This is a genomic window from Deltaproteobacteria bacterium, assembly GCA_016218975.1.
Classification (GTDB): Bacteria; Desulfobacterota; Deferrimicrobia; order Deferrimicrobiales; family Deferrimicrobiaceae; genus JAENIX01.
Genome location: JACRCO010000004.1, coordinates 1 through 23,613, shown reverse-complemented (window position 1 = coordinate 23,613; position 23,613 = coordinate 1). Strand labels below are relative to the sequence as shown.

The window sequence follows — 23,613 nt, the reverse complement described above, 5'->3', positions numbered from 1 at the left end:
CAAGTTCCCGCCCACGGACCTCATCGGCTGGTGCACGATGATCCACTGGCCCTTCTACTGGTGCATCACGGATTTCAACGTAATCAAGAAGTGCTACGCCATGGAAAAGGGGATCTATACCCCGAAGAAGTTTTAACCCATGGAAGAAAACGTTCGCAAGGAACTGGAAACGCTCAAGGGGATGGTGCTCAACTGGAAAAAGGATTATCTCGGTTGGGCGCCCCCCGATGGGGGATGGGAGTATCTGCCTCAAGAGCTCATGGAAGAGATCGAGACCCACATATCCCCTTACATAAGAAGAATGTACGAGTGTGGATACCTCAATCCGTCGGAGATTCGGGAATTCATGGAGAGCTGCTACATGCAGGTGGAGGACCTTCGGGACACGTTGGGGGAAATGGAGGCAAAGCGGCTTTCCGCAAAAGGAGGATAAATATGCCTGAGAAATGCCGTGTGGGCGTCTGTGGGTTCGACCCTATACTCGTGAGAGGATACGTGAAGACGGGGGAGCGGGGCCTGTGGTGGCACCTGTCGGATGAACTGTACGAAGAACTCGGTGTCAAGCCGGGGACCCCGGTCTCAGGGAAGGTCCTCGCGATTTACGATGGTGAAGGGAAAAAGATCGCCTCCCCGAATGACGGCTTCAACTGGAAGACGGCCAAGGAGTCGGGCCTTGCCGTCCTTCTGCCGTCGGAGGTGATCAGCAAGTACAAATTGACGGCATTCCATTTCCTGGAGCTCCTCGTGGAAAAGATCGGCGATAACGCCGTCTATCCGGGCCAGGAAAAGACGAGCGTGAAGTGGTGGCCCGAGGAGAAAATGAAGCTCGAGTACAAGGTGGGCTATATCGAATGAGGCCCGGGGAAATTCCGGCGGCGGGGCTTCACGCGATCGCCGGGATTTTTCCTTCCCCTCCTCATCCCCCCTCTCCCGGCCTGACCGCACCGGGGGAGGGGGAACCATTTACGGGCCGATTGAGGCAAGGAGCCGAGTGGATATGACGGAGAACGGGAAATCCTCGCACGAGTGGGAGAGGAAGCATCCCGGTTGGCTGCCGCTGACGGGTTTTCTCAACGCGGTAGACCCCTTTTTCGAAAAAGTTCTCTTCCTGCCCGGATACGAATTTTCCTCGAACGTTTACGTCGTGGAGGGAACGTATCTCTCGATCGTGGATCCCGGCAACGATTACACGGCCTTTATCGAGCTCTGCGCGCGAGGGCACATGCCGGCGGACGTCAAAAAAATCGTCGTTACCCACGGCCACCGCGATCACGCGATGGGAGTGTTCGATCTTCTGCGATCGTATCCGGCCATTGTTGAAAACGGCGGTTTCGAGCTCATTCTCCATGAAGCGAGCCCCCGCGAGCTCAAAGACATGGTCAGGAAATCCGGCTGCCGCGTCACGGAGGTCCGGGGCGGAGAGACCCTCGATATCAGCGGGCTCGATTGGGAAGTGATCCACACGCCGGGGCATACCATCGACGGCATATGCCTCTATCATTCATCGAGCAAAACCGTCTTTTCCGGGGATACGGTGTTGCCCCACGCCATGGTCGAACCGGATGAACATGCCGGAGGAAGGCTGGATCATTATCTGTTCGGAGTAAGGGCGTTGCTCGGAAAGGACATCGAAAACGTATTGCCCGGTCATGGATTCCCCGTGGTTTCGTCGGGCAGGAAGGTCATCGAGGAAACCTACGAGGGCCTGATGATGAAATTCATCGGGGTCGAAGCAACGGCGAAAACCCCCTGGATCGAAGGAGCGACGGCGCTTGCGCAAAGGGGGTGCCTGGAAGAGGCGGTATATTGCTGCGCCAGGGAGCTGGTCCTCGACCCGGAAAACAGAAGGGCTCTCCGGTTGCAATCCTCTTGTCTCAGCGACCTCGGGCGGTTCCATGAGGCGCTTGTCACCCTCGACAAGCTGGAAAAAGCCCACTTGCAGGAGAAAGGAGATCTTTTCGCGCTGACGGGAAGGGGATACGCGCTTATGGGGCTTGGCAGGTACCGTGATAGCGTCTGCTTTTTCGACGAGGCGATAAGAATTTGTCCCGGAGCGAAAGACGCGTTGGTTTATAAAGGGATGGCCCTCTATCTCGCCGGTGACTACGACGAGGCGATGGAGATCGATCATTTCAGGACGGAGTTCGTGGGGAGATTCAAGGAAGAGCTGCAGAGGAAGAAGGGATGAATGAGGAGAATGGGCCAGGAGGCGCTTCGCGTCGGCCCAACCCGAAAGGTCGGCGCCATGGAACGCCCCCTCCGCTGCCCCGCATGCAAATTCGTGTTTACCGATGAGCAAAGGGAATATCGGGAATCCGGTTTCAAGGCTCCCCTCGAATGTCCGTATTCCGATACCCCGTATCCCGAATTATGCTCCCTTCACGACAAGATCTATTTCGGGAAATGGAGAAAGATGGACGCGGAGGTGTTCGATGTCAGGAATGCCTATGGGCGAATTGCCCGTCTTCTCTCGATGGTAAAGGAGGCGGCGATTCGCGTGGAAGCCCGAGCGGCGCTGAAGAACATCGATCTGTCCCGTGCGGAACTGGCCGTGGCGGCTCCGGATGCGGAACCTTTCGAATCCGTAAAATTCATGGACCGGGCCCTCTCGTACGCCCATCACGCCATCAACGACCTGCTCCGTGAAAAAGGGGGAAAACTTCACAATCCCGTAGACTACGAAAAGCATTACGACACCATCCTTCCGTTCAAGGAAGACTGGTAGGGACAATGATGACGGAGGATCCGAAACAAGGGAGATCCAAAAGGTGAAAAAAGAAAATGGGCCGAAGGACGTTCCGCATTGGACGCAACCGCTGCATATAGCGCCCGGGATGGGTACGAAGCCACCGGTGGGGGCCTGGATCGCCAAGGACCCGGTTTGCCGGGATTGCATGACGGCGGCGGAGGAGATCGCGATGAGGAGGGGTTTCTCGGACCCTATATCCGCCGAGGAAGCTGAAGAAAAAGAATATCCATGCGCCAGGTGCGATAAAAAAATTCCTGCGGGGTCTCAAACTGCCGAACCCTCCGGGTAGCGGGGCGGTATCAGGTACTCTGCAACATGCAGACTTGACTGCGGTCTCCCCGCGATTCAGAATGTAACGACATACTGGAAGTTCCAGTCGGGCGCCTAAGGACAGGCAAAAAGGGAAGATGGTGCGAATCCATCGCTGCCCCGCAACTGTAACCGGCGACGAAATCCGCAAGTGGCCTGGTGAGTGATACGGGCCTAAGCCACCGGGGGACTTAAGACCTCGGGAAGGCGCGGAAAGTAGGTTAGCAGCCGGAAGCCAGGAGACCGGCCCGACAGGATTTTCCCGGATAACCTTTCGCGGGCGAAGGGTCGGGGCGTCGGGCGTGTTATTCCCCCAATCTCTCTCCTGCAAAGGAGAAGGGGCTGGGGGTTTTCTTTTGGGGCGAAAACAGGACAAGGCGTGGGTGGTAAACACGGCGGCCGGCACGGCCGCTGCGATCTTCGTCGTCATTTTTCTGGCATACGCGTGTCATGCCGGCGCGGCGCGCGCTGCGTTCCCCCTGGAAAGAAAGGACGACCGCGGCGTGGCCGTTCGGCTCCGCGCTGCGCCGCAGCGCATCGTCTCCCTCGCGCCGAGCCTGACCGAGATCGTCTTCCTCCTGGGACAGGAAGGGAGACTCGCCGGCGTCACCAGGTATTGCAATTATCCGCCGCAGGCCGCGTCGCTTCCGAAGATCGGGGGAATCGCCGATCCCGACGTGGAGAGAATCGTCGCCGCAAGGCCGGATCTTGTCCTCTGCACCACCGACGGCAATCCGAAGGATAAGATCCGGGCACTCGAGGAGATAGGGATCCCCTGCTTCGCCTTGTCTCCGCAGGACCTGGGAGGGATATACGCGGCAGTCGAGCGGACAGGCGCGCTCCTTGGCGTTCCGGGGCGGGGAAAGCGGGAGGCTGATGCGCTGCGAAACCGGGCAGCGGCCGCCGCCCGCGGGAAGCGCGGCATTTCCCCGCGCGTGCTTTTCGCTGTATCTACTTCCCCCATCATCGCGGCAGGGAAGGGGACGTTCATGGACGAACTCCTGGCCCTCTCCGGAGGCAGCAACGCCGCCGCTGCTTTCGCGGGCAGGTATCCGCGCCTTACCACCGAGAGCCTCTTTGCCGCGCGTCCCGACCTGATCTTCATCGCCGCGATGGAAGGAGTGGAAAGGTTCCCCGACGAGGTGACGCGGTGGAAGGAGATTCCCGCATTCCGGGACGGCGAAGTGCTCTCCCTCGACGGCGACCTGGTCACCCGGCCGGGCCCGCGCATGGTGGCCGCCCTGGAAGAAGTGGCGCGGGCGATCAATGAGTGGAGGAAGCGGCATTCCGGTCCACCGGACACGGGAGGGGCGACAAAAAAGAAATGAAGCGCACCGGTCCCGTCATCGCCTTGCTGGGCGCCGCCGCGCTCGGCGCTACGGCGCTTTCGCTGGCCGCAGGCCCCGCGCCCGTTTCGCTGCGGCAGGTTGTCGAGGCACTGTTCGGCGGGAGCGCTGCGGATCCCTCTGCGGAAACGGCGGAGCGGATCGTGCTGTCGCTGCGGTTGCCGCGCGCTCTGCTGGGGCTTCTTGTCGGAGGGGCGCTCTCATCCTCAGGCGTGGCCTTCCAGGCCCTGCTGCGGAATCCGCTCGCCGATCCCTACATCCTGGGGGTATCGGCCGGGGCTGCGGTAGGGGCGCTCACGGCTGCGCTGCTTCTGACCGGCGATGCCATTCTTCCGCTGCCCTTCTGCGCATTTCTGGGAGCCGCCCTTGCAGCCTCCGCCGTATTCCTGCTTGCGCGTCGCCGCAGCGGCGTTTCGCGCGAGCGGCTGATCCTCATGGGAGTGATCGTGGGCGCATTCCTGAACGCTCTCATCATGCTCATGGTCGCGCTCGCTCCGCCGGGAAAGATCCCCGGGGCGGTCTACTGGCTCATGGGGGATCTCGGGATGGGGACGTCGCACCGGGTCGCGGTTCTTCTCCCTTACGTCGCCGCCGGGACAGCGGTCATGTTCCTGCTTTCGCGCGGGCTGGACCTTATGCTCCTGGGGGACGACGCGGCGTTCCAGGCCGGATTGCCGGTGGAGAAGGTTAAAGCCGTAACTTATGTAACGGCATCGCTTTTAGCGGGATGCGTCGTGGCCGTATCGGGCTTGATCGGGTTCGTCGGGCTTATTGTCCCGCACGGGGCAAGGGTCCTTGTCGGGTCCGGCCACCGGCGGCTGGTTCCCGCCGCGTTTCTGCTGGGAGCGACGTTCCTGATCCTCGCGGATGTCGTTGCCCGGACGGTAAGTCCGTCTGGAGAACTGCCGGTTGGCGCCGTTACGGCGTTATCCGGCGCGCCGTTTTTCCTGTACCTGCTGCGCCGCAACGGGGGGAAGCCGTGAGCGCCGCGCTCCTTTCGGCGAGAGGGATACGTTTCGCGTACGGGGACAGGGAAGTCCTGTCCGGACTGGACCTCGAAGTGATGGAAGGCGAGGTCGCGATACTGATCGGGCCGAACGGCGCAGGGAAGAGCACGCTTCTCAATATTTTTTCCGGGCTCCTTCACCCCGGTGCGGGGGAGGTGGCTTTGCTCGGACGTCCGCCGTCTTCCTACGGCAGGAGAGAAATGGCGCGGCTCCTGTCGGTGGTTGGACAGGACCCGCCGGTCGACTTTCCCATGTCCGTGAAGGAGTACATCGCCCTCGGACGTTTCCCTCACCAGGGTTTTTTCGGCGGAGTCGGTGCGGAAGACCGGGATCAGGTGGAACGCTCGCTTGAAATGTGCGGGCTGATCGAGCTGCGCTCCCGCGGCCTCGGCGAGATCTCGGCGGGAGAAAGGCAGCGCGCCGCCGTCGCGCGGGCGATCTGCCAGGGAGCCCAGGCGATGCTACTTGACGAGCCGACGGCCTTCCTGGATATACGCCACCGGGTCGACTTCTACGAAATCGTGACGAGCCTGAAAGAAAAGTGCGGCATCGGGGCGCTGGTCGCCTCGCACGATCTTTCCCTCTGCGCGGAATACGGGGAGAGGATCATCCTCCTGTCCGCGGGCAGGGTAATGGCGTCGGGGAAACCGGAAGATGTCCTGACGCCGGAGAACATCCGGGAAGCGTACGGGATGGAAGTGGCATGCGACAGAAATCCCACGACCGGCGCGGTCCGCGTGACTCCGTTACGAAGGAGATAAACATGTTTGCAGTACCGGTCTGCGGGGAAATGCTCCGCTTGAGACCGGGGGGATCGGAACCGGAGAAGGCGGTGAGAATCCGCCGCTGCCCCGCATCTGTATCCGGAACGAAACCTGCGGCATGCCACTGGGAGAAACGTTCCCGGGAAGGCGCAGGGAGTAGGACGCCGGAAGCCAGAAGACCCGGGCCGCCCAAATTCAATACATCCCCTTCGAGGGAGAGGAGGAGAAATGAAAGGCTCTATGGGAAGGTTCGGCTCTGCACGCAGGTGGAAGGGAATGGCTGCGGCGATCGCCTTTGCCGCAGCGGCTGCCGGGATGCCGGCGAACGCGCGGGCGGACGAAGCGACGCGGCTCGATCCGATCGTGGTCACCGCGACTCGCATCGAGCAGAGGGTCTCCGAGCAGCCGTCGGCGGTGAGCGTGGTGACGCGAGAGGACATCGAATTGAAGAATCCCCAGGTGGCGGGTGACGTCCTCCGAGGGATCCCGGGCATCGACGTCCAACGAACCGGGTCCCCCGGCAACCGCGAGAACATCAAGATCCGCGGAGGCCTGGCTGCGCACACACTCGTGATGATCGACGGATTCCCCGTCAACAGCCCGACGTTGGGATCGTTCGACATCGGATCGTTGCCGGCGGGCGATTTCGAGCGCATCGAAGTGATCCGGGGCGCGCAGAGCGCCATGTACGGCTCCGGCGCCATGGGTGGCGTGGTTAACCTTATTCCGAGGAAAGGGGAAACGGGGCGGCAATACGGATTGGGCGTCGCGGGAGGAAGCTTCGGCACGGTTCAAGGGAACGCCAACGCTCAAGGAGCGGGGAAGGACGGAAACTTTCACCTCGGGACGGGAGCATGGAGAAGCGACGGCATACTCCCCAATGACGGCACGAACCTCGTTTCCTTCCTGGGAACCGGCGAGACCAGGGTGGGTGGCAACAGCCGCGTGCACGCAATCGTCCTTTCAACGGACCAGGAAAAGGGGATCCCGATCGACTTCGGGAACCCGCGGGATGTCAACCACAGGCTGGACCGGCGAGGATTCCTTTCGGGAGTCCGATGGGAGACGGAAGTCTCCAAAATGCTGACTCTCTCGGCCTCCGGAATGATCTTCGACGAATTTTTCCGCGAGGAGGATCCCGCGGATGCCGGTGAGCTTTTCCCTTTCGTGTTCGACGACACCACCAGGACGCGGAAGATGGATTTCCGCTTGCAGGGACGCTTCTCCCCCGGTCCCGTTTCCACGACGTTCGCGGGGGTGGAGTACGAGAAGGACCGTGCCTCGGACACCTTCCGATCGAATTTCGGAGATACCGATCTCGTCGCGTCGACCTTCAATCGTTCACTCTTTCTCCAGCAGGAATTCCGGCCGTCGAAGCGGGCGGGATTGAGCCTCGGCGCCCGGCTCGACAGGAATTCGGAAGCGGGGACGCAGTTCAATCCGAAAGCTGCTGCATTCCGGGAATTCGGCAAGCGGGGCGTGAGAATCCGGGCTGCCGTCGGGCGAGGTTTCCGCGTGCCCACGATCTCGGAGAAGCGGGATGTTTTCGTCGGCAACCAGGCGTTGAAGCCGGAGAAGACGGTTTCCTACGAAGCGGGGACGGATGTCCCGTTCGCCGGGAAGCGGGGAAAGGTCACAGGTACTTATTTCTACCAGGCTTTCACGGACCTGATCCAGTTCGATTCCTCCGTTCCGGGGCCGCTCGGCTTCGGGCAGTTGCGCAACAAGGGCAACTCCTTCTCGCGGGGAATAGAGTCCGAGGTTACTTTCATCTTTTCGCCGAGGGTCGAGGCCGCATTTTCCTACACATGGTCGGACACGTGGGACGGAACGAGCCAAAAACGCATCATCGGGATTCCGAGACACAAGGCGGTGACCACACTTCTCCTGACTCCGGCGCCGCAGTTTCTGGCGCGGCTGGACTGGCAGATCGAGAGCGACCAGATCGACGCCCCGGTGAACGGCACGGCGACGCGCCGTCCCGGTTATGCGCGGGTGGACGCATATGCGAGATACAGGTGGGCGGTCCAGGGGGCGGAAATCCGGGAGATCGCGCTGACGGGGAAGATCCAGAACCTCCTCGACCGGACGTACCAGGAGCGGATCGAGTTTCCCGCGCCCCGGTTCAACTTCATCATCGGCGCCGAGGTGAAAATCTGACGGGAGTGAGGGAATCAAAGGAAGTATGACGGCGGTTCGGGAAGTGACAAAAGAAGGGGCTGGAAACGGGGCGGCTGCCATGAAATGGCCGCTCATCGGATCGGTTGCGGGGCACATTGCGCTCCTCGCCTTCCTCCTCCTGTTTATTCGCGCCGCGGCGGGGCCGGGGTTTCCGGGAGCGGTACAGGTCGTCCTGGTCGAGACGGCAAAGGCGGAAGGAGTCCATGCGGAAAGAACGACCGCCGGGGTTCGGGGGGGCGCGACGCCTGCCCCTCGGGCCCCGGCGGTAACGACACCGGAGTCACCCGCCCCGATCGCCAGGGATATCGCCCTGCCGTCGTTGCCGCCTTCGGCTCCGCCGGCTTCCGCCTCCATACTGGTTCCTTCCCAAACGGCTTCCCATCGATTTCCCGATCGCGTTGCCGCTATCGCACCCTCCCCGGCATCGGCCGGCCCGGCGTCGGCCGGCGGCGGGACCGGTCCCGCGTTCAGCCACGCAGACGGGTGGAAGGATGCTTCGGTATCAGGCAGAGAAATCCCCGGCGGCGCCGTCGGAGGAGAAGGCAGGGAGATCGGCCTGCTGAGGGAAAAGATCGAGTCCCGCATCGTCTACCCGGAGGAAGCGGTACGGCGCGGCCAGGAAGGGGAGGTCGTCCTGCGGATACGCGTCGGAGATGGAGGGATGCCGCGGGAGATCCGAATTGCCCGCAGCAGCGGGGCGCGGGTGCTCGACGAGGCCGCGCGGACGGGGGTGACGAGTGCAGCCCCCCTTCCTTCCCGCCCGGGTTGGTTCGAGGTGCCGGTCCGGTTCTTCCTCAGGTAACTCTCAGCGGCACACTCCCTGATCCGCCTTTCTTGCCAGGGGCGGGTTAAATACAGTTGCTTTGCACCTCTCCCGGAAAAAGGATAGATTATTAACTCGGTAGTATAGTTCTTCGGGGGCAGGGAATGGACCGTAGGGTCCTGGAAAAGTGCCGGGGGGAACTCCAGCGCCAGATGGACGAGATCCTGGCGGAGGCGGGGAAAACCGTATCCGACATGACCGGCGTGCCGGAGGACAATTTTCCCGATCCCACCGACCGCGCGCTCCTCGAATCGAACCGGAACTTCACCCTGCGGATCCGCGACCGTGAACGGAAGCTCCTGGTGAAAGTAAGGGAAGCGATCAAGCGGATCGACAGCGGGACGTTCGGCGTCTGCGAGGGGTGCGGCGGAGATATCGAGGCGAAACGTCTGATCGCGCGTCCGATGACCACCATGTGCATCGACTGCAAGATCGTCGCCGAAGAGGAAGAACTGAGATAAGCCCTTCGACCTCCCAATTCAGATATGCTGGTTAGACCCTTCCCCGCTCGCCCGGAGGATGCATGACTGAGCTGCGGAAAGATCCCATTGTGGGCAGGTGGGTCATCATTTCCACCGAACGCGCGAAGCGCCCCCACGAATATCCACAGGAGCAGCCGGTCCGCAGGGAAGGCATGTGCCCCTTGTGCCCTGGGAGCGAGCGGATGACCCCTCCCGAGATCCTCGCCTTTCGGCACGGCGGCTCTCCGAACGAAGAAGGGTGGACGCTCCGCGTGGTCCCCAACAAGTTCCCCGCTCTCAGGATCGAAGGCGACCTGGGCAAGGCGGGGGACGGAATCTACGACCGGATGAACGGCCTCGGCGCCCACGAGGTCGTGATAGAAACCGAACGGCACGATGTCGACCTCTTCAACCTTCCCGAGGATCGGTTCGAGGACGTCCTCTGGGCGTACCGGGAGCGCATGCTGGACCTGAAGAGGGACCGGCGGTTCAAGTCGGTCATCGTCTTCAAGAACCACGGAGCCGCAGCCGGCGCGTCGCTTTCCCACAGCCATTCCCAGTTAATCGCCCTTCCCGTCGTGCCCAAGCGCGTCATCGAGGAGATGGGAGGGTGCCGTGAATACTTCCGTTTCCGGGACCGGTGCCTGCTCTGCGACATCATCGTGCAGGAGATGGAGCAGAAGGTGCGCATCGTCGAGGAGAACGGCGAGTTCCTCGCCTGCGCCCCCTACGCGCCCAGGTTTCCCTTCGAAACCTGGATCATCCCGAAGCGCCACCAGTGCGCCTACGAGATGATAGAGCGGGACCAGTCCCGGTCCCTTGCATCCATCTTCCGCCGCACGCTGCGCCGTCTCAACCTGGCGCTCGAAAACCCCCCGTTCAATTACATCGTTCACAGCGCGGCGTTCGAGGAAAGGGCCGCCGATTTTTTCCATTGGCACATCGAGATCATGCCGAAGCTGACGAAGGTGGCCGGGTTCGAGTGGGGGTCGGGCTTTTACATCAACCCCACTCCGCCGGAGGAATCGGCCAAGTACATGCGCGAACTGCCCGAGTGAGGATCACGGGGGGAAAGCCATGAAGGTGCTTATCGCATCCTCCGAAATCGTTCCTTTCGCGAAAACCGGCGGGCTGGCGGACGTTACCGGGGCGCTTTCCCGGGCGCTGCGGCGCACCGGCGTCGAGGCCGATTGCATTCTTCCCCTATACCGGGCGGTCGATCGGACACGGTTCCCCTTGACCCAGGCGGGGCCGCCGATCCGGGTGCCGCTGGGGCACAAGGAGGAGACCGGCTCCGTCGAGGAAACCGACGCGGGGGACGGCGTGCGCGCCTATCTCGTCCGGAACGACCGGTACTTCGACAGGGAATACTTCTATGGGACGAAGGACGGCGAATACGCGGACAACTGCGAGCGCTTCACCTTCTTTTGCCGGGCGGTCATGGAGTGGCTGGTCCGCACCGGGCGCAGGTACGACGTCCTGCACTGCAACGACTGGCAGACCGCGCTCATCCCCACCTATGCCAGGACGCTTTACCTGCAGGAAGAGGCGGTCCGTTCCGCCGGCACGGTCTTCACCGTCCACAACCTGGGGTACCAGGGGCTCTTCTGGAACCACGACCTGCCGCTGACGGGGCTCGGGTGGGACCTGTTCACGCCGCAGAAGCTCGAGTTCTACGGCAAGTTGAACCTGATGAAAGCGGGGCTCGTGTTCGCGGACATCCTCTCCACGGTCAGCCCCACCTACAGCCGGGAAATCCAGACCTCCGAGTACGGTTACGGGCTCGAGGGGGTGCTGTACGAGCGGCGCGCGGACCTGTACGGGATCATCAACGGAATCGACGACGACGAATGGAATCCGGCTACGGACGGATTGATAGCCGCCCCTTTTCGGAAGGAAGACCTTTCGGGCAAGGAGGCTTGCCGAGCGGACCTTCTCGCGGAGTTCGGCTGGAACGGCCCGGTGAAGGACGCGGTCATCGGCATGGTGGGTCGTCTGACGGCGCAAAAGGGCCTTGATCTCCTGTCGGAGATAGGGGAATGGCTGGCCGCTCAGCCGGTGCGGGTCGTACTGTTGGGGTTCGGTGAGCGCACGTACGAGGAAGCGATGGCGGAGCTGGGAAAGAGGCATCCCGACACGATCTCCGTGCGGCTTGCCTACGACAACCGCCTGGCCCACAAGATAGAAGCAGGGGCCGACATTTACATTATGCCCTCGCGTTACGAGCCGTGCGGGCTGAACCAGATCTATTCCTTGCGGTACGGCACGGTACCGATCGTCCGGCGGACGGGCGGGCTCGCCGACACGGTGATAGACGCGGACCGCGACCCCGAGGGAGGCACCGGGTTCACGTTCGCGGGGTACGAGGCTGACGATCTGAAGGACGCGGTGTCCCGCGCGCTTGCCGCCTATGCCGACTGCCCGAGATGGAAAGGTATCGTCCGCAGGGGTATGGAAACGGATTTCTCCTGGGGACCCTCGGCGCGGGAGTACGTGTCGCTGTACGAAAAGGCGCTGAGGAAAAGGGGCCGGCAGGCCTGAAACGATAAACTTGTCCGATGGACACCAGCCTCGAAAAGCGGATCGAGCTTCTTTCCCGGGTGATCGAGATCTCCAACTCGAACATCCTGATCGAAAACCGGCTCAAGTACATCTGCGACCTCCTGTCCCGGGAGACCGGAGCGGATTGCGTCTGCATCAACCGGCGGGAGCGCCGCGGGGAGAACCTGCTTCCCTGGATCTCCTCCTGCGTCCAGACCGAAGAGAGCGCTATGTTCGAATTCCGCATCCGGCCGGGAGAAGGCGTCGCCGGAAAGGCCCTGCAGAAACGCGTCCCGGTCTTCTTCCCGGACGTGCGCAGCGATCCGCCGTCGCTTGCGGTAACCGAGGAACAGCGGGACTTCGCCTCGATCCTCGCCGTCCCCGTCATGGACGACGTTTACCTTTACGGCGTGATGAACTTTTCCACGCATGCACCGGCGCAATACACCGAGGAGACCGTGAACCTGCTGCGCATCGTCGCGACCGAGGTCGCCGGGGCGATCCGCAACAGCCGCCTTTACCACGACGCGCGGAAGCGCGTTTCGGAGCTGATCACGCTGAACGAGATCGGGCGGGCGATCACGTCCACGTTCCATGTGAGGGATATACTCGCATACGTGGCGAAAACCACCCTGCGGCTTCTCCAGGCGGAAGGGTGTACCGTACGCCTGGCCGGAGACGGCAGCAGCGCCCTGAAGGTCATGGTGGACGAAGGATATTCGCGGCCGGGGATGCGGCGTGAGCTTCGCGCGCACGGCAAGTTGCTGGCGAACCAGATCTTCCGGGAGAAGCGTCCCCTTCTTGTCAACGGTCCGGAAGATTCCCCCATGTATCTCCCCCTCACGCGCCAGGGGATAACCTCCTTCCTCGGTCTTCCGATCGTGTCGAAGGGGAAGGCGCTCGGCGTCATCAGTTACTACTCCGGGTCCCCGGACATCGCCTTCGACATGGAGGTGGTGAACCTGATGCAGACGATCTGCAGCCAGCTCGCCAACATGATCGAAAACTCGACGATGTACCAGGACGCGCAGGCGCTTGCGCACGCGAACCAGGTCAAGGTCCGCCAGCTCTCCACGCTTTACGACGTGGCGCGCGCCCTGATGTCCACGGTGAAGACCGAGCGGCTTCTGCAGATCATGATGCGCTCCCTCACCTCGCCCGCCGGCCTGAACTTCAGCCGGGCGATCCTTTTCATGGTGACGGAGGACGGCGACGGACTTATGGGACGGATGGGAGTCGGACCGAAGGACAGGAGGGAAGCCCGCCGGGCCGCATCCTCGTCCCCGGGGTTTTCGGCGGAAGGGGAGACCGGGGGCAAAGGCGAAGATACACGGTATCCGCTCTGGCCGGACGCGGAGCGTTTTTCCATTCCGCTGTACGGCTCCGAATGCCTTGTGGCCAAAGCTGTGCGCGAAAGGAAGGCGGTGCGGACGGAAACGGGATGCGGGCAGTCGGTCCCCGGCTCCCCCCAGATGTTCTGCGGCAAACATCCGAGCTCATTCGCCGCGGTGCCGCTCGTATTCAAGGACGAAGCCCGCGGTGTGATCTACGTGGACAACCAGTTCCGCGAGAGGGAAATCACGGACGAGGATATCCAGATCCTCACGATGTTCGCTTCGGAGGCGTGCCTCGCCATGGAGAACGCCTCGCTGTACGAAGATCTCGAAAACGCACTGGAGAACCTGCGGGCGATGCAGAGCCGATTGGTGCAGAGCGAGAAGCTGGCGGCGCTCGGAGAGATGGCCGCCAAGATCGCGCACGAGATCAAGAACCCGCTGACCGTCATCGGCGGCTTCGCGGCGCGCCTGGCGAGGAAAGGGCAGGGGGAGGATCCGGACGGCGCCACCTACACCCGGTACACCCGGATCATCCTGAAGGAGGCCCAGAGGCTGGAACGGATCATCCGGCAGACGCTTTACTTCTCGAGGGATGTCCTCCCCGCCCGCAGGCAGATCGACCTGAACGACGAGATCAAGGAAGTTCTTGCCATGTTCCGGGAGGATCTGGAAGAGGCCGGGATACACACGGACCTGAATCTGTCCGCGGATCTTCCGTCCATATCCGTCGATCCGGACCAGCTCAGGCAGGTCCTGTGGAATCTCCTGTCCAACGCGATCCAGGCGATGGAAGAAGGCGGCAAACTCACCGTGGCTACGCGGCAGGCGACGCCGGACGAAGGCGACGGAGTCGTTTTTCTCATCGGCGACACGGGCGGCGGGATTCCGTACGACGTGGTCCATAACATCTTCAATCCCTTCTTCACCACGAAAACCAAGGGAACGGGCCTCGGGCTTCCCATAGTCCACACGATCGTGGAAAAGCACGGGGGCACGATCCAGCTGGACAACCGGGAAGGGAAAGGGGTAACCTTTTCGGTCTTCCTGCCGCGCGTTCCGAAGGAGGCGGGCGCGGAGGAGCGGATCCTCGAGCAGATGAGCAGGGGCGGAGGGGAAGGTGGAGGCGGTGCTAAAAACCATCCGTGACAAGGTGGAGGCGGGGCGGCGCATTTCGGAGGAGGACGCGCTTGCGCTGTACCGGACGCGGGATGTCCTGTCGGTCGGCGAGATGGCGGATTTCGCCAACCGGCGGAAGAACGGGGACCGTGTGTACTTCATCGTAAACCGGCACATCAATCCCACCAACATCTGCGTCAACCGGTGCCGGTTCTGCGCCTTCAGCAAGACGAAGGGAGAGCCCCTCGCGTACACGATGACGATGGAGGAAGTCCTGCGCAGGGCGGAAGAGGCGCAGGAGCAGAAGGCGACGGAACTTCACATAGTGGGAGGGCTGCACCCCGACCTGCCGTTCGATTTCTACCTCGTCATGCTGCGGACGCTTGCGGAACGGTTTCCCGCGATGCACATCCAGGCCTTCACCGCCGTGGAGATCGACTATTTCTCGAAGATCACCGGTATGCCGCTCGATGAAGTCATCCGCAGCCTGAAGGAAGCAGGGCTCGGCAGCCTGCCGGGAGGCGGTGCGGAAATTTTCGCGCCCGAAGTGCGCAACAGCATCTGCCCGGAGAAGATTTCGGGCGACCGCTGGCTCGAGGTTATGGAGGCGGTGCACGCGGCGGGCTTGCGCAGCAACGCGACCATGCTTTACGGGCACGTGGAAACGCCGGAGTCCCGGGTCGACCACCTGCGCCGTCTGCGGGAGCTCCAGGACCGGACGGGCGGGTTCCAGTCGTTCATCCCGCTGGCGTTCCATCCGAAAAACACCCAGATCGCCAAGGGATACACGACGGGGCTGGAGGACCTCCTTGCGCTCGCGGTGGGGCGGCTCTACCTCGACAACTTCAGGCACGTCAAATCCTTCTGGATCATGGTCGGACCGAAGCTTGCCCAGATATCCCTCCATTTCGGCGTGAACGACATCGACGGGACCGTGGTGGAGGAGCGTATCACCCATGCAGCCGGTGCGCAGGCGGGCCAGGAGATGACGGTCTCCGAGCTGGTTACGATGATACGGCAGGCGGGACGCGTGCCCGTCGAGCGGGACACGCTCTACAACGTCGTGCGCGAATGGCCGGAAGGCGCGGCATGACGGGTTTGGACGAGGCGGTCCGGATGTTGCGGGACACGCCGCTGTTCGAGTTGGGGAGAGCGGCGGACGAAGTGCGGCGGCGGCTTCACCCGGACGGGGCGGTGTCGTACATCGTGGACCGCAATATCAATTACACCAACGTATGCGCGTGCGGCTGCTCCTTCTGCGCCTTCTACCGCGACAAGTCCGATCCCGACGCCTACGTGCTTTCCGAAGAGATCCTTTGGAGGAAGATCGAGGAGACGCTCCTTCTCGGCGGGACGCAGGTCCTGCTCCAGGGGGGGCTGCACCCCGACTGGGGGATCGAGGAGGCCGAGCGGCTTGTCCGGGCGGTCAAGCGGCACCCCATCCGTCTTCACGGCTTTTCCCCGCCGGAAGTGTGGCACTTCGCGATCCGTTCCGGGATTTCCATCCGGGACGTCATCTCACGGCTCGTAGCCCTGGGGCTTGATTCCATCCCCGGCGGCGGCGCCGAGATCCTGGACGACGAAGTTCGGCGCAGGATCAGCCCCCGGAAGATAGGGTGGGAGCAGTGGGCGGCCGTGATGCGCGAGGCGCACCGCCAGGGGTTGCGGACCTCGGCCACGATGATGTTCGGAAGCGTGGAGACGGCGGAATCGATCGCGCGCCACCTGCTTCGCGTGCGGGAGCTCCAGGAGGAGACGGGGGGCTTTTCCTCCTTCATCCCGTGGACCTTCCAGTCGGGTAACACGGCCCTGTCGGAGGATCCGTCGTACGCGGAGAGCGCTGCGGCGGGATTCAACCATGCAGTCGGGTACCTTCGTGTCCTGGCGGCGTCCCGGATCCTGCTGCCGGGCATCCCCACCGTCCAGGTGTCATGGGTGACGCAGGGAGCGAAGGTCGCGCAGGCGGGGCTCTTCTTCGGCGCGGACGATTTCGGCAGCACGATGATCGAGGAGAACGTCGTCGCCTCGGCGGGTGTCTCCTACAGGATGTCGGAGGAAGAGATAGCCGCCGCGATCCGCGACGCGGGATTCCGGCCGGTGAAACGGGAGGGACTGCCATGCTCGACCTGAAATTCGTCCGGGAGAACATACACGCCGTGGAGGAGGCGCTTCGGCGCAGGCGCTCCGCGGCACGACTCGAGGGGTTCGTGGAACTCGACCGGAAACGGCGGGACCTGCTGGTGAGCGTGGAGACCCTGCGCGCGGAACGGAACGCCGCATCGGAGGAGATCGGCCGCCTGCGGCGGGAAAAGAAGGACGCTTCGTCCCTCATGGAGAAGATGAAGGAGGTCGCCGCACGCATCAAGGAAATGGAGGCGGGCCTGCCGGAGGTGGAGCGGCAGATGGAGGATGCGCTGCTCTCCATCCCGAACGTCCCCGATGCAACGGTCCCCGATGGGGCCGGGGAGGAGGACAACGCCGTCGTTCGGACATGGGGGACCCCGGCCGGGTTCCCGTTCCCCGTGAGGGACCACGTCGACATCGGCGTGGGGCTGGACATCCTCGATTTCGACAGGGCGGCGAAGATCGCGGGCGCGCGGTTTTGCCTGAGCAAGGGGGCGGGGGCGCTTTTGGAGCGCGCGCTCATAAACTTCATGCTGGACGTCCACACTCGCGAGCACGGCTACACGGAGGTGCTTCCCCCGTTCATGGCGAATTCGGCTTCCTTCTTCGGCACGGGACAACTCCCGAAGTTCGAGGAGGACCTCTTCCGCGTGGCGGGGACCGACTACTTCCTCGTCCCGACCGCCGAGGTGCCCGTGACGAACGTCGTCCGGGATGAAATCCTCCCCGGCGATTCCCTCCCCCTCAAGATGACGGCCTACACCCCCTGCTTCCGGGCGGAAGCGGGCTCGTACGGCAAGGACGTCAGGGGAATGATCCGGCAGCACCAGTTCAACAAGGTGGAGCTGGTGAAGATCTGCCGGCCGGAGCAATCGTGGGCGGAGCTGGAGTCCCTGACCGCCGATGCGGAAACGATACTGCAGCGGCTCGGCCTGCCGTACAGGGTGGTGGCGCTCTGCACGGCGGACCTCGGATTTTCCTCCGCCAAGACGTACGACCTCGAAGTCTGGCTGCCGTCGCAGAAGCGGTACCGCGAGATCTCCTCCTGCAGCAACTTCACCGACTTCCAGGCGAGGCGCGCGAAGATACGGTTCCGCGACGGGGCATCCGGCAAGACCCGGCTCGCGCACACGCTGAACGGCTCAGGCCTTGCCGCAGGGCGCACCGTCGTCGCGGTGCTCGAGAACTTCCAGCAGGAGGACGGCTCGGTAGCCGTCCCCGAGGTCCTGCGGCCCTACATGGGAGGAATGGACAGGATCGTCAAACGGTGATGCGCAAGGGTTGCCTGACGCCCGGAAACGCCTCAAGGGTGTCGGCGTGATTATCCCTATGCCGGGGATTTCGGCGATCTCCTTATCCGCACTGAATTTGATTCCCGATGTCCCGTCCCGGTTTTGGCACGAACAAATTGCGGCGCCCCCCGCGGCGGTCTGGTACAATTTTTATCCATATGAAACGCTGGAAGTGCACAATCTGCGGTTACATCCACGAAGGCGAGGAGCCGCCGGAGCGGTGCCCCGTCTGCGACGCGCCCAGGGAGCTTTTCTTCCTTCTGCCGGATTGACCGTAACCTGGCCTCCCACAATCACTGAACGATATTTCAGTGCACGATAAACCTGCGAAACGTTAACGTGCGGGGAGCATCGAATTTCACGGACGGCGTGGGGGGCTAAAACCCCCAATAATTTCCAATACAGTCTGGGAGGGCGGCCGGGGTGAAGGTTCCGGAAGGGTGGTATTTCCATCCGATGCTCGTCCATTTCCCCCAGGCGCTCTTCCCGGCGGCGGCCGCGTCCTTCGTCCTTTACCTTGCGACCGGTATCGTGAATTTCGAGAGGGGGGCCCATTTAATGACTTCTTTCGGGATGGCCGCGACGCCGTTTACGATGATTTCCGGCTACCTGGACTGGAAGATCAGGTACAAGGGGTACATGACTTCGGTGTTCAAGATCAAGATCGTTACCGGATTCGTCCTGTTCGGGCTCTCCCTTTGCGCCGTGCTGTTGCGAACGCTCGTGCCGGGAATCGACCAGCTGCCGCTCTCTGGCCTGGGCTGGCTTCGCGGCGGCCTGCTTTTCGGCTGCGTCGCGGGTTGCATCGTGGAGGGGCATTACGGCGGCAAGCTCGTTTTCCATTGAGACGGCACCCCCATCGGACCGACACCCTGCCGAAAAGGAGGACACGCTGATGCAGGCACCCGAAATCGTAAAGGTCATCCACACCGCCATCGACAAGGAGAAGGAGGCGATCGCGACCTACCTGCAACTGGCCAAGGTCATCAAGGACGTCAAGGCGAAAAACGTGCTCATCAATCTCGCATCGGACGAGGTGGGGCACATGAACAAGCTTGAGGACCACCTGATATCCTTTCTCGAGGGGAAATCCTGGGTGATTCCCCGTGCCGAGGGCGCGGAAACGATTGCTGCGGTGATGACGAAAAGCGCAAAACTTGAGAAAATCGATCCGGGGAAACTTGCGCGCGCGGATGAAATCCGTATCCTGGAGATCGCCATAGACAAGGAGATCGCCGCGAACAGGGCGTACCTCGATATGGCCAGGGATGCCGCGTCGAAGGAAGCGAAGGAGATGTTCCTTTCCCTGGCCGGGGAAGAGGACATGCATGCCAGGATACTGAAGGCCGAAGTGGATTCGATCGGCCAGAACGGATTCTGGTTCGACATGCAGGAATTTACCATGGAGCAGTAAGGGGGAAACCGGATTGGATTTTCTAAGGGAGGCGAGAGAAAAACTGGAGGAAGAAGCGCAGAAGATCGAGGTGGAACTCCGGGTCAAGCTGCCGAAGGAGATAAGCGCCGCGATGTCGCACGGCGACCTGTCCGAGAACGCCGAATACCACGCCGCCAAGGAGCGGCAGTCCACGCTGCAGGCCCGGATGGGCCAGATCCAGAAGCGGCTCGCGGATCTTTCCCGTATCGACGTGTCCGGCATCCCTGCGGATCGCGTCGGTTTGGGAAGCGTCGTGACGGTCGACAACCTCGATACCGGGGAGACGGCCTGCTACACGCTGGTTATCCCGGAGGTCGCCGACGGCAAGCGGAACCTCATATCCATCGCTGCGCCCGTCGGAAAGGCGCTGCTGAACCGGCAGGTGGGCGATTCGGTGACGGTTTCGATACCGAAAGGCACTTTCGAGCTCGAAGTACGGAAGTTCGTCACCATCACCGGCACGATTTTCGAATAGCATAAAAACCGGCGCATCAGGAGAGGTGCGGAAATTTCCTGCGCACCTCTTCAACTATGCGCTTCACGTCCTCCGATCGGTCGCGGGGGCATACGAGGACCGCGTCGCCGCTTCGAACCACCACCACATCCTTCATGCCCGTCACTGCGACCACCCCGCGGTCCGTCCGGACGAAGGAATTGCTGCATTCGAGAAGCACCGCGTCGCCGAATGCGACGTTCTCCCCCGGTATTCCCAGGAACTCGTGGAGGGACCGCCACGTGCCGAGATCGTTCCAGCCGAAATCCGCCGGGATCACAAGGATGCCCTTCTCCTTCTCGAGGATCCCGTAGTCGATGGAGATCGACGGCATCCGCCTGTACGCGGTTTTAAGCCGTCCCGGGAACCCCGATTTTCCGGAGGGACGGAACGCGGCGTCGATCGCCTCATGGATTTCGGGAAGGAAGCGCTTCAGCCGGTCGCCGAAAGTGTCTGCGCGGAAAAGGAAGATGCCGCTGTTCCAGGAGAACCGTCCGGTTCTCAAAAACTTTTTCGCCGTGGCAAGGTCAGGCTTTTCCGTGAACCGCCGGACGTTGTAGATGCCTTCCTCTTTCCCCGCGAAGGGAGCCCCCCTTTCGATATAACCGTATCCTGTCGCCGGATGGGTGGGGGATATCCCGATCGTTACGAACTTCCCGGTGCGTCCCGCCGCGCGGAACCCTTTTCCCAGCACCGAGCGGAAGCCCCGCTCGTCGGCGACGGCATGATCGGCGGGAGCTGCGGCGATCACCGCCGCCGGGTCGCGGCGCGCTATGCATGCGGTGGCCAGCGCCACTGCGGGACCGGTATTTTTTCCTTCCGGCTCCAGGATGATGTTCCCGCCCGGAATGCCGAGGGTCCGCGGGGACAGGTGCGGCGCGTCCTTCTCGCAGGCCACCACCCACACGTTTTCCCTTCGCAGGAGCGGGAACATCCGCCGTATCGTTTCGCGGATCATCGGGCCGTGCCCGGTCAGATCGAGGAACTGCTTGGAGCGGCGCACCCGGCTCTCGGGCCAGAAGCGGGTTCCGGACCCGCCCGCCATCACGACCACGTGGTCCATGGGGAAAGCCTCCGCGCCTTCGAAATCTTGAGATAGAATACACTCCGTGCGCATCGACCTCAAAAAGAGTTTCGTGACCGGCATTTTCGTGACGGTTCCCCTTGTCCTGTCGGTGGGGATCCTCGTCTGGTTTTTCCAGAAGGTGGACCGTTTCTTTTCGCCCCTGATCGAAGGGATCGCCGGCGCGATTTTTCCCGGAGCGGAGCGCGTCCCCGGCGCCGGCTTTCTCGCGGGGCTGCTTATCATCTTCCTTGTGGGTTTGTTCGCCCGGAACGTGGTCGGGGCGCGCATCCTCGAGGGAATCGACTGGCTGATCGACCGGATCCCGGGTTACCGGACGATTTATACCACCATCAAGCAGCTTACGAACGCGTTTTCCCCGGACAGCACCCGGTCGTTCCGTCAGGTGCTCCTGGTCGAATATCCGAAAGAAGGCTCCTACGCCCTGGCTTTCCGGACCGGGACGGTAGAGAAGGAAGGCAAGCCTCTCGCCGTCGTCTTCGTTCCGACCAACAACCTGTACCTGGGAGAGGTGCTTTTCATCCCGGAGGAGAGGGCGTGCGTCCTCGACATGACCGTGGAGCAGGGGGTGAAGATCCTCGTGTCGGGCGGTATCGCCGCTCCGCGGACATTCCAGGGGACCTCCGGCCTGCCGGGGGGGATTCCGGATATCCTTCCGTTGAACGGCGCCGGCGGAAATACGGCACACGAAATTGGACTTGACAAGCAAGGACCCTCGTCCGTAACCTGAAAGGCACGATGGAAACGACGGCGTACGCGCAATATATCCTCATGCCCGGCGGACTCGCTCTACTGGCCCTACTTGCGGGGCCGGCCCGCTGCCGTGCGAGCGCGTGACGCGATAGACTGATACGCTCGACACAGGCCGCGGGAACCGGCAAGGTTCCCGCGGCCTTTTTGTTTTTCAAGGCCGCCGGGAATCTTTCTCCCGGCGGCTGATTTTTTTTTCAATCATTGCAGGAAAAGGAGGAGTCGAAATGGCGGACAAGGTTTTCATCTTCGACACGACGTTGCGGGACGGCGAGCAGGTCCCCGGCGCCAAGCTGGCCAAGGAGCAGAAAGTGGAGATCGCGAAGCAGCTGGCCGCATTGAACGTGGACATCATCGAGGCGGGGTTCCCGGCGTCATCGCCCGGGGATTTCGAGGCCGTCCGCGAGGTGGCGCGCGTCGTCAGGGGGCCGGTCATCACGGGGCTCGCGCGGGCGGTGCGGAAGGACATCGACACGCTCTGGGAAGCGGTTAAGGTTGCGAAGAGACCCCGCATCCACACTTTTCTCGGGACATCGGACATCCACATACAGAAGAAGTTCCGCTCCGACCGGGATAAGATCCTCCAGTGGTGCGTGGACACGGTAAAGTACGCCCGTTCGCTCTGCCAGGACGTGGAGTTCTCGACCGAAGACGCGTCGCGCACGGACTTCGAATTCCTCTGCCGCTCCGTGGAGGCGATCGTAAGGGCGGGGGCGACGACGATCAACGTCCCCGACACGGTGGGGTATGCCACGCCCATCGAAATGGCGGAGAGGATCCGGCGGCTCAAGGAGAAGGTACCGGCGCTGGACAAGGCGGTGATCTCGATGCACTGCCACAACGACCTCGGGCTTGCCACCGCGAACACCCTGGCGGGCATCCTCGCAGGCGCGCGGCAGGCTGAAGTTACGGTGAACGGAATCGGAGAGCGGGCCGGAAACGCGGCGCTCGAGGAAGTGGTCCTGGCGCTTCGCACCAGGAAAGAGGTCTTCGGGAACCTCCAGACCGCCGTCAACGTGAAGGAGATTTCGAAGACCAGTAAAATGGTTTCCGCGCTCATGGGCTTGCCGGTGCAGCGGAACAAGGCGATTGTCGGGGCCAACGCGTTCGCCCATTCCTCCGGCATACACCAGGACGGGATCATCAAGGACAGGTCCACTTACGAGATCATCCGCCCGGAGGACGTGGGGGTATCCGCCCACACCTTCGCCCTGACCGCCCGGTCCGGGCGAGCCGCGCTCAAGCACCATATCTCGTCGTTCGGCCACACGCTGAGCGATGCGCAGGTGGATGCCGTTTATCAAAAGTTCCTCGAACTCGCCGACAAGAAAAAGGAGGTCAAGGTCGAGGAGCTGGAGATCCTCGTGCAGGAAGAGCTGTTCAAGGTGCCGGAGACCTACCGCCTCGAGCACATCCAGATCCTGTCGGGAACGAAGGCCACGCCGATGGCCGCACTCCGGGTGCGCCGCGGCAGCGATGTGATCGAGGAGGCCGCCACCGGGAACGGGCCTATCGACGCCGCCTACCAGTGCATCGAACGGATCGTCGGGCAGAAATTCGAGCTCCTCAACTTCGGGTTGAACGCGATAACCTCCGGCGAGGATGCGATCGGGGAAGCGACCGTCCGCATAAGGACCAACGGGACGATCTTCGCGGGCGCGGCCAGCTCGACCGACATCATCGAGGCGGCCGTGAAGGCGTACATATCGGCGATCAACCGCTGGGTCGCCGCCGAGGAACGGGAGAAGACCTCGCGCAAGAAGGGGGGGAAGCCGCGCGGAAAGGCGCCCGCCGCCTCGCT

At 62.5% G+C, this 23,613-nt stretch carries 23 protein-coding genes and 2 riboswitches; of the genes, 22 read left to right on the top strand and 1 reads right to left on the bottom strand.

The window, feature by feature from the left end; translation table 11 throughout:
* The 20 genes from HY896_00945 to HY896_00850 form a co-directional block, all read left to right on the top strand.
* Positions 1–136 (top strand): hypothetical protein (locus HY896_00945; protein MBI5574912.1); only part of this gene is annotated, 136 nt, incomplete at its 5' end.
* A gap of 3 nt (positions 137–139) precedes the next feature.
* Positions 140–433 carry a hypothetical protein gene (locus HY896_00940; protein ID MBI5574911.1) on the top strand — a complete coding sequence of 98 codons (294 nt, stop codon included), beginning with the start codon at positions 140–142 and terminating at the stop codon, positions 431–433.
* Between the two features lie 2 nt (positions 434–435).
* Positions 436–855 carry a hypothetical protein gene (locus HY896_00935; GenBank protein ID MBI5574910.1) on the top strand — a complete coding sequence of 140 codons (420 nt, stop codon included), beginning with the start codon at positions 436–438 and terminating at the stop codon, positions 853–855.
* A 142-nt stretch (positions 856–997) separates the two neighbouring features.
* Entirely contained in the window at positions 998–2,188 is a 1,191-nt protein-coding gene (locus HY896_00930) for an MBL fold metallo-hydrolase (protein ID MBI5574909.1), read from the top strand.
* On the top strand, positions 2,189–2,725 hold the full coding sequence (locus tag HY896_00925; GenBank protein MBI5574908.1) for a hypothetical protein: 537 nt from the start codon (positions 2,189–2,191) through the stop codon (positions 2,723–2,725). It abuts the gene before it with no gap.
* A 385-nt stretch (positions 2,726–3,110) separates the two neighbouring features.
* A riboswitch (cobalamin riboswitch) is annotated at positions 3,111–3,325 on the top strand.
* An 89-nt stretch (positions 3,326–3,414) separates the two neighbouring features.
* On the top strand, positions 3,415–4,386 hold the full coding sequence (locus HY896_00920) for an ABC transporter substrate-binding protein (protein MBI5574907.1): 972 nt from the start codon (positions 3,415–3,417) through the stop codon (positions 4,384–4,386).
* On the top strand, positions 4,383–5,387 hold the full coding sequence (locus HY896_00915; GenBank protein MBI5574906.1) for an iron ABC transporter permease: 1,005 nt from the start codon (positions 4,383–4,385) through the stop codon (positions 5,385–5,387). The genes HY896_00920 and HY896_00915 overlap by 4 nt, the downstream gene beginning before the upstream one ends.
* Complete coding sequence (locus tag HY896_00910) at positions 5,384–6,172, top strand: ABC transporter ATP-binding protein (GenBank protein ID MBI5574905.1); 789 nt, start codon at positions 5,384–5,386, stop codon at positions 6,170–6,172. Before HY896_00915 ends, HY896_00910 begins: the two co-directional genes overlap by 4 nt.
* Positions 6,165–6,380: riboswitch (cobalamin riboswitch) on the top strand. Its footprint overlaps the gene before it by 8 nt.
* Before the next feature lie 23 nt (positions 6,381–6,403).
* Positions 6,404–8,335 (top strand): TonB-dependent receptor, encoded by a 1,932-nt coding sequence (locus tag HY896_00905; GenBank protein MBI5574904.1) that lies wholly within the window; start codon positions 6,404–6,406, stop codon positions 8,333–8,335.
* 79 nt (positions 8,336–8,414) lie between these two features.
* Positions 8,415–9,158, top strand: coding sequence for an energy transducer TonB (locus HY896_00900; protein ID MBI5574903.1), 744 nt, complete (start codon positions 8,415–8,417; stop codon positions 9,156–9,158).
* A 125-nt stretch (positions 9,159–9,283) separates the two neighbouring features.
* Positions 9,284–9,640 carry an RNA polymerase-binding protein DksA gene (dksA, locus tag HY896_00895; protein MBI5574902.1) on the top strand — a complete coding sequence of 119 codons (357 nt, stop codon included), beginning with the start codon at positions 9,284–9,286 and terminating at the stop codon, positions 9,638–9,640.
* 62 nt (positions 9,641–9,702) lie between these two features.
* Entirely contained in the window at positions 9,703–10,698 is a 996-nt protein-coding gene (gene galT, locus HY896_00890) for a galactose-1-phosphate uridylyltransferase (protein MBI5574901.1), read from the top strand.
* Between the two features lie 19 nt (positions 10,699–10,717).
* The gene (gene glgA / locus HY896_00885) at positions 10,718–12,181 is read left to right on the top strand and encodes a glycogen synthase GlgA (GenBank protein ID MBI5574900.1); all 1,464 of its coding nucleotides are present in this window, start codon (positions 10,718–10,720) and stop codon (positions 12,179–12,181) included.
* A gap of 17 nt (positions 12,182–12,198) precedes the next feature.
* Positions 12,199–14,664, top strand: a complete 2,466-nt coding sequence (locus tag HY896_00880) for a GAF domain-containing protein (protein ID MBI5574899.1) — start codon at positions 12,199–12,201, stop codon at positions 14,662–14,664.
* On the top strand, positions 14,636–15,727 hold the full coding sequence (gene mqnE / locus HY896_00875) for an aminofutalosine synthase MqnE (GenBank protein MBI5574898.1): 1,092 nt from the start codon (positions 14,636–14,638) through the stop codon (positions 15,725–15,727). The genes HY896_00880 and mqnE overlap by 29 nt, the downstream gene beginning before the upstream one ends.
* Entirely contained in the window at positions 15,706–16,764 is a 1,059-nt protein-coding gene (gene mqnC, locus HY896_00870) for a dehypoxanthine futalosine cyclase (GenBank protein MBI5574897.1), read from the top strand. Before mqnE ends, mqnC begins: the two co-directional genes overlap by 22 nt.
* A complete protein-coding gene (gene serS / locus HY896_00865) occupies positions 16,752–18,029 on the top strand; it encodes a serine--tRNA ligase (protein MBI5574896.1) in 1,278 nt (425 codons plus the stop codon). Before mqnC ends, serS begins: the two co-directional genes overlap by 13 nt.
* Positions 18,030–18,473: 444 nt before the next feature.
* Positions 18,474–18,896 (top strand): hypothetical protein, encoded by a 423-nt coding sequence (locus HY896_00860; protein ID MBI5574895.1) that lies wholly within the window; start codon positions 18,474–18,476, stop codon positions 18,894–18,896.
* 49 nt (positions 18,897–18,945) lie between these two features.
* On the top strand, positions 18,946–19,464 hold the full coding sequence (locus HY896_00855) for a ferritin family protein (protein MBI5574894.1): 519 nt from the start codon (positions 18,946–18,948) through the stop codon (positions 19,462–19,464).
* A 13-nt stretch (positions 19,465–19,477) separates the two neighbouring features.
* Positions 19,478–19,960: a transcription elongation factor GreA gene (locus HY896_00850; protein MBI5574893.1), complete on the top strand. Its 483-nt coding sequence runs from the start codon at positions 19,478–19,480 to the stop codon at positions 19,958–19,960.
* A 16-nt stretch (positions 19,961–19,976) separates the two neighbouring features.
* Here HY896_00850 and HY896_00845 read toward each other — a convergent pair whose 3' ends face one another.
* Entirely contained in the window at positions 19,977–21,041 is a 1,065-nt protein-coding gene (locus HY896_00845; protein ID MBI5574892.1) for a mannose-1-phosphate guanylyltransferase, read from the bottom strand.
* 46 nt (positions 21,042–21,087) lie between these two features.
* Here HY896_00845 and HY896_00840 point away from each other — a divergent pair, with 46 nt between their 5' ends.
* Complete coding sequence (locus HY896_00840) at positions 21,088–21,792, top strand: DUF502 domain-containing protein (protein MBI5574891.1); 705 nt, start codon at positions 21,088–21,090, stop codon at positions 21,790–21,792.
* A gap of 247 nt (positions 21,793–22,039) precedes the next feature.
* Positions 22,040–23,613: 2-isopropylmalate synthase (locus HY896_00835; GenBank protein ID MBI5574890.1), on the top strand; the 1,574-nt coding region annotated here is incomplete at its 3' end.

What these genes read in the sequence shown, in the direction of transcription:
- HY896_00940 (MBI5574911.1), top strand. Translation starts at nt 140, where the DNA reads ATGGAAGAAAACGTTCGCAAGGAACTGGAAACGCTCAAGGGGATGGTG.
- HY896_00935 (MBI5574910.1), top strand. Translation starts at nt 436, where the DNA reads ATGCCTGAGAAATGCCGTGTGGGCGTCTGTGGGTTCGACCCTATACTC.
- HY896_00930 (MBI5574909.1), top strand. Translation starts at nt 998, where the DNA reads ATGACGGAGAACGGGAAATCCTCGCACGAGTGGGAGAGGAAGCATCCC.
- HY896_00925 (MBI5574908.1), top strand. Translation starts at nt 2,189, where the DNA reads ATGAGGAGAATGGGCCAGGAGGCGCTTCGCGTCGGCCCAACCCGAAAG.
- HY896_00915 (MBI5574906.1), top strand. Translation starts at nt 4,383, where the DNA reads ATGAAGCGCACCGGTCCCGTCATCGCCTTGCTGGGCGCCGCCGCGCTC.
- HY896_00905 (MBI5574904.1), top strand. Translation starts at nt 6,404, where the DNA reads ATGAAAGGCTCTATGGGAAGGTTCGGCTCTGCACGCAGGTGGAAGGGA.
- HY896_00900 (MBI5574903.1), top strand. Translation starts at nt 8,415, where the DNA reads ATGAAATGGCCGCTCATCGGATCGGTTGCGGGGCACATTGCGCTCCTC.
- dksA (MBI5574902.1), top strand. Translation starts at nt 9,284, where the DNA reads ATGGACCGTAGGGTCCTGGAAAAGTGCCGGGGGGAACTCCAGCGCCAG.
- galT (MBI5574901.1), top strand. Translation starts at nt 9,703, where the DNA reads ATGACTGAGCTGCGGAAAGATCCCATTGTGGGCAGGTGGGTCATCATT.
- glgA (MBI5574900.1), top strand. Translation starts at nt 10,718, where the DNA reads ATGAAGGTGCTTATCGCATCCTCCGAAATCGTTCCTTTCGCGAAAACC.
- HY896_00880 (MBI5574899.1), top strand. Translation starts at nt 12,199, where the DNA reads ATGGACACCAGCCTCGAAAAGCGGATCGAGCTTCTTTCCCGGGTGATC.
- mqnC (MBI5574897.1), top strand. Translation starts at nt 15,706, where the DNA reads ATGGCCGGAAGGCGCGGCATGACGGGTTTGGACGAGGCGGTCCGGATG.
- serS (MBI5574896.1), top strand. Translation starts at nt 16,752, where the DNA reads ATGCTCGACCTGAAATTCGTCCGGGAGAACATACACGCCGTGGAGGAG.
- HY896_00855 (MBI5574894.1), top strand. Translation starts at nt 18,946, where the DNA reads ATGCAGGCACCCGAAATCGTAAAGGTCATCCACACCGCCATCGACAAG.
- HY896_00845 (MBI5574892.1), bottom strand. Translation starts at nt 21,041, where the DNA reads ATGGACCACGTGGTCGTGATGGCGGGCGGGTCCGGAACCCGCTTCTGG.